At 62.7% G+C, this 7,931-nt stretch carries 10 protein-coding genes; 6 read left to right on the top strand and 4 right to left on the bottom strand.

What is annotated here, in order from left to right:
• From AAC083_RS08325 to AAC083_RS08300, 6 genes are all read left to right on the top strand, one after another.
• The coding region (locus tag AAC083_RS08325) for an ATP--cob(I)alamin adenosyltransferase (protein WP_108536302.1) at window positions 1–501 on the top strand (501 nt) is incomplete at its 5' end.
• 99 nt (window positions 502–600) lie between these two features.
• Window positions 601–2,283: an HAD-IIIC family phosphatase gene (locus AAC083_RS08320; protein WP_108536301.1), complete on the top strand. Its 1,683-nt coding sequence runs from the start codon at window positions 601–603 to the stop codon at window positions 2,281–2,283.
• Window positions 2,276–2,506, top strand: a complete 231-nt coding sequence (locus AAC083_RS08315) for an acyl carrier protein (RefSeq protein WP_108536300.1) — start codon at window positions 2,276–2,278, stop codon at window positions 2,504–2,506. Before AAC083_RS08320 ends, AAC083_RS08315 begins: the two co-directional genes overlap by 8 nt.
• Entirely contained in the window at window positions 2,503–3,267 is a 765-nt protein-coding gene (locus AAC083_RS08310; protein WP_108536299.1) for an AAC(3) family N-acetyltransferase, read from the top strand. Before AAC083_RS08315 ends, AAC083_RS08310 begins: the two co-directional genes overlap by 4 nt.
• Complete coding sequence (locus AAC083_RS08305) at window positions 3,257–3,661, top strand: VOC family protein (protein WP_108536298.1); 405 nt, start codon at window positions 3,257–3,259, stop codon at window positions 3,659–3,661. The genes AAC083_RS08310 and AAC083_RS08305 overlap by 11 nt, the downstream gene beginning before the upstream one ends.
• The gene (locus AAC083_RS08300; RefSeq protein ID WP_108536297.1) at window positions 3,658–5,019 is read left to right on the top strand and encodes a DUF4910 domain-containing protein; all 1,362 of its coding nucleotides are present in this window, start codon (window positions 3,658–3,660) and stop codon (window positions 5,017–5,019) included. Before AAC083_RS08305 ends, AAC083_RS08300 begins: the two co-directional genes overlap by 4 nt.
• Here the strand turns inward: AAC083_RS08300 and AAC083_RS08295 are convergent.
• From AAC083_RS08295 to AAC083_RS08280, 4 genes are all read right to left on the bottom strand, one after another.
• Entirely contained in the window at window positions 5,001–5,747 is a 747-nt protein-coding gene (locus AAC083_RS08295) for a class I SAM-dependent methyltransferase (protein ID WP_108536296.1), read from the bottom strand. The genes AAC083_RS08300 and AAC083_RS08295 overlap by 19 nt on opposite strands.
• On the bottom strand, window positions 5,744–6,007 hold the full coding sequence (locus tag AAC083_RS08290; RefSeq protein ID WP_108536295.1) for a hypothetical protein: 264 nt from the start codon (window positions 6,005–6,007) through the stop codon (window positions 5,744–5,746). The genes AAC083_RS08295 and AAC083_RS08290 overlap by 4 nt, the downstream gene beginning before the upstream one ends.
• Window positions 6,004–7,299: a motility associated factor glycosyltransferase family protein gene (locus AAC083_RS08285; protein ID WP_108536294.1), complete on the bottom strand. Its 1,296-nt coding sequence runs from the start codon at window positions 7,297–7,299 to the stop codon at window positions 6,004–6,006. Before AAC083_RS08285 ends, AAC083_RS08290 begins: the two co-directional genes overlap by 4 nt.
• Window positions 7,292–7,931, bottom strand: a 640-nt coding sequence (locus AAC083_RS08280) for an N-acetylneuraminate synthase family protein (RefSeq protein WP_181364688.1), incomplete at its 5' end; no start/stop codon positions are given. The genes AAC083_RS08285 and AAC083_RS08280, both read right to left, overlap by 8 nt.

Below are 7,931 nucleotides of genomic sequence, written 5' to 3'. Positions count from 1 at the left end.
CTCTGCTACCCCTTCATCTTCGAAACCCAGTTCCAGTGTGATTACGAGATCGCCACCGACGAGCTCTGCTGTCAGGTGGGGGCCGTGCTCGCCCAGTTGCCACTGGCAGAGGGGACCCGGGAGGTGGTGACCGATCTGGGGGCCCTGCAGCGGCTTATCTACAACCTCAACGGCTCGGTACGTGGCAAGCTCGGTATTTTTGAAGAGGATCTGGCGTGGCTGAAAACACGGTATGACCACTACAACGAGGCGAGCCGTGGCCGGGTCACGGGTTTCGTGCTGCCCCAGGGGCCCCAGCCCATTCCCACCCTGCACCTGTGCCGCTGCGGCAGCAAGAAGGTGGTTCGTCTGCTGGTGCGCCTCGAGGAGAGCGGTGTCCGCTTCGATCCCATCCTCTATCGCTTCGCCAACCTGCTGGCCAACTTCTTCTTCGTGCTGACCGTCTACCTCAAGCAGCTGTGGCAGGTGGAAGAAGTGCCCTACGTCAGCATCAATTACTGACCAAGTGGCTGAAAAAACTTTTATTTTTTGGGAAGATAAAAGACGATCCAGTCATGCCATTGCAATTTGGATGGCGCCGATAGCGGAGCGGGGCAAGTCATGACGACGATTCATCTCAGTGGCAGTTCATTCTTGATGCCGGGCAACCTGGCCTGGCGGTCGCTGGCTGCCCATGGCGAGGTAGAGGTCGCGCCCCATGGGCAGTGGCTGCAAACTCTGATGAATCCATCTGAAGCGGTTGCCCCCCAGACTCACATCATCATCTGGCTGTGGGAAGATCTGGTGCCGGCACAGACGCTGGTAGCGTGGAGCGGTTTGGCACAAGAGGCGCAACAGCTGGCTGTGGCCGCCTTCGTCGCATCACTCTGTCAGCCCCTGCAACAGCGTCTGCAGCGTCGGCCGCAGGATCACCTGCTGGTCGGGGTTTGCAGCCGTTCCCCTGCCTCCGTATTTGGCGCGGCGTCCTCCTCACTTGCCTGTCTGGCCCGTGAATTTGAGCGTCAGCTTGCCCATTTGCGGCAGTCGCATCCCGGATTGGATGACCTGCATCTGCCGCTTTGGTTGCAACAGCAGGGTCGCCACCACTGTTTCGACAACCGCAATCACTATCTGATGTCCTGCCCCTTCTCCATGGCCGGGTTGGCCAGTCTGGCTCAGTGGATTGCTCCCTTGCTGCAGCGGCTGCACAGGCCAGCTCACAAGGTGCTGGTGCTCGATTGCGACAATACCCTCTGGGGGGGCGTGGTCGGCGAAGATGGTGTGGGTGGCGTCCTGCTGGGGCAAGATGGGGTGGGGCGTCTCTATCAGGCTTTCCAGCAGGCCGCCCGTTACTGGCATGGGCAGGGCGTCATATTGGCGCTCTGCTCCAAGAATCTGGCCGACGATGTGTGGCGGCTGTTCGATCAGCACCAGGGCATGGTGCTTGAGCGTCAGCACATAGCCGCGGCTGAGATTGGCTGGGAGCCCAAGTCCGCCGGCCTGCGGCGCCTAGCTGTGCGGCTCAATGTGGGGCTGGATAGTCTGGTGTTCTGGGATGACAGCGAGCTGGAGCGGGCCGAGGTGCGTGCCAATTGCCCCGAGGTCACCGTCATCACGCCCCCCGCCGAGATCTGGGGTTGGCCCGATGCGCTGATGACGCTCGCCGAGCTGCAAAGCCGCCACCAGAGCCGGGATGACGGCTTGCGCCAAGGCTCCTATCAGGCACAGGCAGAGGCGAATGCAGTACACCAGCAACTGGGCGACGAACAGGCATTCTTGCAACAGTTGGGGCTGCGGGCGAGCTGGCAGCCGTTCTCCCAAAGCAACCAGCTGCGGGCCGAGCAGCTGAGCCAGAAGACCAACCAGTTCAATCTCTCTGCCCGGCGTTATCAGGCGGGTGAACTGGCACAGCTTGCCAGTACGCAGGGCGATGTTTGGCTAGCCTCGTTGCAGGACAAGTTTGCCGATCACGGCATGACGGCCCTGTTGGTGCTACGCCGCCTCAATGAGGAAGCCGTGCTGCTCGATACCCTGGCCATCAGCTGTCGGGTACTGGGGCGAGGCTTTGAACACTGGCTGCTGGCTCAAGTGGCTGCCCGGCTGATGGCAAAAGGCGTCGACCAACTGGTGATAAGCCTGGTGCCCACGGATCGCAACCAGCCGGCACGGGATTTTCTGGCGACCCTGCCGACCCGGCCGATAACCACTCCAGCGGGATTGACGCCGCTGGCGGACGAGATGTTCCTCTGCCTGGATCTCCCCTCTCTTTCTCTCCCGTTTCTGGAGTTTTATGTCAATGAATGACCTCATCGCGCTGGTTCGCCAGCAATTTCCCCAGGCCAGCATCAACGAGCAGGCCGCCCTCGGCCTCGGCAGCTTTCCCGAGTGGGACTCTCTGGGACACTTCAATCTGCTGCTGCTCATCGAGCAGCACTTTGCCGTGCGGTTCGAACCGCAGGAGCTGGCCGCGCTGAAGAGTCTGGCCGATATCAGACAGGCTCTGCTGCGCAAAGGGGTTGCCGAGTGAAACAGGCCATCGAACAGGCGCTGAGCGAACTGGGGATCCCCAAGGGGAGCGCCCTCATGGTGCACTCGGATGCCATGGTCGTGGCCCAGTTTCCCGGTATGGGCAATGCCCAGGGGATTGCCGCCTTCTGGATGCACCTGGAGCAGTGGCTGGCGGGGGATCTGCTGGTGCCGACCTTCACCTACAGCCCAATGGCGGGCGAGTGCTTCGATCCTGCCCTCACCCCGAGCAAGGTGGGGCTGATGACGGAGGTGTTCAGGCAGCGTGACGGCGTGACCCGCACACTGGATCCCATCTTCAGCTTGGCCATCAGTGGCCCCCACGGGGCCGAGCTGGTGGCCCGTGAGTGTCACGACTGCTTCGGTCAGGAGAGCCCGTTTGGCTGGCTGGCGGAGCAGGATGGCTGGTTGCTGGGATTGGGCTGTCACCCGGACCGGATCACCTTTACCCACTATGTGGAGCAACGGCTGGCTGTCTCCTATCGCTATCACAAATTGTTCGAGGGGCAGGTGTGCGTCGCCGGAGCCTTGCGCGACTGGCAGGCCGAGTACTATGTGCGGGATCTGGCGCTGGCCAGCGAAATCGACCTCTCCCGGCTGGTGGCCCTGTTGCAGGAGAGGGGCGTCTGGCATCAGACCCTGTGCCAGCGGGTACCAGTCTGGGCCGTGTCCTGTCGCGATTTCATCCTGGCCGCCAGTGAACTGGTGGCGATGGCGCCATATGCCCTGATCCGTGCAGGGGGGGTATCCCATGCAGTTTGACCATGTAGGCCTAGTGGTGCCGGATCTCGCCAGCGGTGAGGCTTATTGCCGGGAGGTGCTGGGGCTGACTCGCTTCTCGGTGGCGGTGGAAGATCCGTTGCAGAAAGTATGGGTGCAGTTCGTGTACGATGAGGGCGGCCTTTGCTATGAGCTGGTGGCGCCGGCGACAGAGGATAGTCCTGTGACCCAGGTGCTCAAGACCCGGCGCAACGTCATCAATCATCTGGCCTATCGAGTGCCCTGCCTCGCTGAGAGTGCCGCCAGACTGCGGGATCAGCGCCACCTTCCCCTTGGTCCCAGCCAGCCGGCCATCGCCTTTGGCGGTGCCCACGTCCAGTTTTTCCTGAGCCCCCTTGGCCATATAGTCGAGTTGATCGAGGCACCTATCATATGAGTTCTTCTCACAAGAGCGACTATTTGCCCACCGACTGGGACGATCAGGTGCAGATCGGCGAGCAGTTGCATCGCTTACTGACCCTGCTGTTCCCCCTAAACCGTAGTCTGACCGGTGATGGCGTGCGCCAGACTCTGGCTCTGTTTCGACAGCACTGCCTACCTGATCTGCAGATCCGGGAGGTGGCCAGCGGCACCGAATGTTTCGACTGGACAGTGCCCGATGAGTGGAACGTACAGCAGGCCTACATAGTGGGGCCGGACGGTCGCAAGGTGGTGGATTTCAAGGATCACAACCTGCATTTGGTGGGCTACTCGGAGCCGGTGCGTTGCACCCTCTCTCTGGCCGAGCTGCAGCTCCATCTCCATTCCCTGCCCGAGCAGCCGGACGCCATTCCCTATGTGACCTCCTACTACAAGCGTCGTTGGGGCTTCTGTCTGCCGCACAAGGTGCGCGAGGCGCTACAGGAGGGGGATTATGAGGTGGTGATCGACGCCAGCCTGGCGCCAGGTTCGCTGACGTATGGCGAGTGGATACTGCCGGGAGAGAGCGAGCAGGAGATTCTGCTGTCCAGCTACACCTGTCACCCATCCATGGCCAACAACGAGCTGTCAGGCCCCTGTGTCGGGGTCTTCCTGATGGCCTGGCTAGCCTCCCTGCCAAAGCGCCGTTACAGCTATCGATTGATGCTGGTGCCCGAAACCCTGGGGGCCATCGTCTACCTCTCCCGCCATCTGGATCACCTCAAGCGGCACACCCTGGCCGGCTTCAACCTGACCTGCCTGGGGGATGATCGAAGCTACTCCTTCCTGCCCTCACGCCAGGGCAACAGCCTGGCCGATCGCATCGGCCGTCATGTGCTGGGCCACCTGGCACCGGGTTACAAGGCTTACAGCTTCCTGGAGCGAGGCTCCAACGAGCGCCAGCTGTGCGCCCCCGGCATCGATTTGCCGGTTACTACCCTGATGCGCAGCAAATATGGCTGCTATGCCGAATACCACACCTCGCTCGATGATCTCTCGCTGGTGACCCCGGCTGGTCTGGCGGGCGGCTTCCTGGCGCTGCGCCGAGCCATCGAGTGTCTGGAACTGGATGAGCGTTGCGAGGTGACCGTGCTGGGCGAGCCCCAGCTGGGCAAGCGGGGCCTCTATCCGGATCTGTCGACCCGCTATTCCGGTTGGCAGGTGAGGGAGATGATGAATCTGCTGGCCTACAGCGATGGCCAGCTGACCCTGTTCGAGCTCGCCGAGACCATCAAGGTGCCTTTCTGGCGGGTGGCGCCACTGGCCAGTATGCTGCTGGAAGCAGGGCTGTTGCGTCGCCTCAGCCAGCGGCCGGATTACTCGATCACCAGATAGGCCGGCCCCGGATTGTTCGGGGTGCGACGGATGGCGTAGCGATCCAGCCCCAGCACCTCCTTGAGGGCCAGGGTCTCCCCCGGAAAGGCGGGCCAGTTCAGCTCATCGAATGCCAGCACTGATCCCCTGGTGAGGTGGGGCTTGATGAGCTCGAGGCAGCGGCGGGTCGGTTCGTAGAGATCAAAGTCAAAATAGGCCAGCGCTATCATGGTCTCCGGCTGACGGGCCAGATAAGCGGGCAGCGTCTCGGTCACATCCCCCTTTACCAGCTCGTGCTTGACGATATGGCCCAGCGGACTTTCTGCTTCATGGGCGGCGAGCAGTTGCGCTAGGTGCTGTTCATAGTCGGGTGTGACGCCGTAGGCGCCCGGCTGGATAGCCGCATCCGATCCATCCTGCGGTGCATGGGAGGGGAAGCCGCTGAAGGTGTCGAATCCCACCAGCTTGCGATTGTAGTTATAGGGCTCATACATGCCTCGAAACGAGGAGAAGAGCGCCAGGTTCTGACCCCAGCGGGTACCGAAATCCATGATGACGCCGTGTACCGGAATGATCTTCTGGTAGAGCTCATGCATGAACAGAATGCGGGAGAGCGACTGGCGTTTGAGGTAGAGGCCCAGATTGTTCTGCAGCTCGGCCGGGGGCAGCGGGCTGGCGCGCAATAGCTCGCTGAACGTCTGGCGACGAGACAGCTCCTCGTCGGAGGCATTGGAAATAGCCTTGATCATGAAACATCTCCTGCTGTGGTGGGGGAGTAAGGGGCCGTCAGGGTGTGCACCAGCTCATATTCGAGGTAATCGGCCAGCCCGAGCCAGTCTTGTCGCTCCTGGCGGCGGAGCAGGGCGGCTATCAGCTCGGGGGGCAGGCTGCCTCGTTCGGTGAGAGCCTCCTGCAGCAACACGGGCAGGGTTTGGCTCGCCGCGACCGACTGCCCCAGCCGGAACTGGTGTGCCAGTGCCTTGATGCGGGTTATCAGGCGATCACTCATGACAGGTACTCCGGGTGGTAGCTGCAGCCCGCTATCTCGGCCCCTTCCCGGCTACTGTTCCAGAAATGCACCTCGGGATGGCGTGCTATGTATCGCTCAAGTTCGGTGCGATAAGCGGAGAAGTTCGGGTTGGTCTTGACCCGGCGACCGTGTCCGTCGAGGGTCCAGCTGAGTGCCTGGCTGGCAGTGGGGCCGAGTGCGCCATCCGCCCATCCGGAGTGGGTTAGCTCGCCGGGGAAGGCAAAATCCGTTCCCAGCAGAATGACCTGCTGGCAGCCCATCTGCACGGCGAGGTCGACGGCGGGATGGATCACGCTGCCGCCCGAGTGCAGGGTTCCCTTGGGGAGCTCCTGCATCAGCACTTGGTACATGGGACTGAGGGAGTAGGCTGCCTTGCGCGGCCCCTGCCAGGCCCGCAGTGCAGCCGTCGGCACAGTGGGGTAGTAGACCAGGGTGGTCTGGGCCGATTGGTCGGCGGGCAACCGGCTGCCGTGGATGGCATCATCTATGGTGACCACTATGTCTGGCCGGATGCCGTGGCGCAGCAGAAAGGCCAGCGCAGTATCGACGCTGATCAGCAGATAGTCCTGACGCCGGGTCTGCAGCTGGGCCTGCAAGGTGGCCAGATTGGTTTGCAGGGTCGGGCCGCTGGCGATGATCAGGGCATGTTTGCCTCGTGCCAGCCCAAACAGGCTGGCCACGTCGCCATCGCTTGTCAGCAGCTCGCGGTTTTCGGCCAGTCGCCGGGTGACATCTGGGTGTTCGGCATCGAACCTGGTGCTGGCAAACGGCAGGTCTATCTCGCTCACAAGTCGGTCCCGGATACGGGCTGCGGCGTCTTCCACCAGCTGCAACTCGGGCGGCAGGGCGAAGAAGGGCAGACGGATCTCGCTCTCGTCCCCCGCCATCATCAGTTCGACCCTGGGGTCAGCCAGCCAATCCTGCTGATCCAGCAGTCGCAGCACCAGGGCAAACAGGGCGCCGTTCATGATCTTCACTTCCAGCCGCTTTAGGCCAATGCGGCCCAGCAGGGCGCGCGGCAGATCGCCGAGCCCTGTGCCGTAGAGGTGCAGCACTGCTACCTCGGGCAGGCTGGCCGCCTGCAGCTCGGCCTCTTTCACCCTGTCATGACGACTGGTGAGCTGGATGCCGTCGATGCTGAGGGTCGAGCCCAGCCCTTCGGTCAGCTCGGCCTGGATGCTCTCCACGTCCTGCGTCAGCAGCCGGGGCCAGAGGGCTGGCCAGCGCAGGCAGATAAGCCTGCCGTGCTGGGCGAACAGTTCATCACTCATCCTTGTCTATCCACTCCCAGCTCAGCGGCTGATTGGCCGTCATATCGCGGCTGACCCGCTTGCCGATGAGTCGATCGTAATCGGCGGGAGGCAGACCGAGGGCAGGGCGCACCGACTGGATATGGGCGGCGGTGAGCTCCTCCCCGGCTGCGATGGCTTTGACCAGATAGAGGGAGCGACGAAAAGCTCGGTTGCCCTGCTCGCTCTGGGTGAGCTGGTAGTCGGCCACCCCGAGCGCTGCATGGGCGGTATTGACCGAGGCAATGAGCTCGGTGAGCTCGGCCGGTTCCATTGAGAAGGCGCAATCCGGTCCGCCGTCGGCGCGTGCCAGTGTGAAGTGCTTTTCGATGAGGGTCGCCCCGAGCGCTGTGGCAGCGATGGCCGTCGCCGAGCCCAGGGTGTGATCCGAGAGCCCGACCTCGACGCCAAAGCGCTGGCGCAGCATGGGGATGGTACGCAGGTTGTATTCGGCCGCGGGTGCCGGATAGCCGCTGACGCAGTGCAGCAGCGCCAGCTGGCCGCTGCCATGCTTGAGCGCCATCTCTACGGCAGCGGCGATCTCGGCCTCGTTGGCCATGCCGGTGGACATGATGAGCGGCTTGCCGGTCTGGGCGGCGTAGCGAATGAGGGGC

The organism is Aeromonas sp. HMWF014, from assembly GCF_963878295.1.
In the GTDB taxonomy this organism is placed as follows: Bacteria; Pseudomonadota; Gammaproteobacteria; order Enterobacterales; family Aeromonadaceae; genus Aeromonas; species Aeromonas popoffii.
Note: the sequence above shows the minus strand (reverse complement) of the source record. Positions and strands in the feature narration are given on the sequence as shown.

Bases quoted from the DNA above. Each gene is read 5' to 3' on its own strand.
- AAC083_RS08320 (WP_108536301.1), top strand. From the start codon at position 601: ATGACGACGATTCATCTCAGTGGCAGTTCATTCTTGATGCCGGGCAAC.
- AAC083_RS08290 (WP_108536295.1), bottom strand. From the start codon at position 6,007: ATGAGTGATCGCCTGATAACCCGCATCAAGGCACTGGCACACCAGTTC.
- AAC083_RS08300 (WP_108536297.1), top strand. From the start codon at position 3,658: ATGAGTTCTTCTCACAAGAGCGACTATTTGCCCACCGACTGGGACGAT.
- AAC083_RS08305 (WP_108536298.1), top strand. From the start codon at position 3,257: ATGCAGTTTGACCATGTAGGCCTAGTGGTGCCGGATCTCGCCAGCGGT.
- AAC083_RS08285 (WP_108536294.1), bottom strand. From the start codon at position 7,299: ATGAGTGATGAACTGTTCGCCCAGCACGGCAGGCTTATCTGCCTGCGC.
- AAC083_RS08315 (WP_108536300.1), top strand. From the start codon at position 2,276: ATGAATGACCTCATCGCGCTGGTTCGCCAGCAATTTCCCCAGGCCAGC.
- AAC083_RS08295 (WP_108536296.1), bottom strand. From the start codon at position 5,747: ATGATCAAGGCTATTTCCAATGCCTCCGACGAGGAGCTGTCTCGTCGC.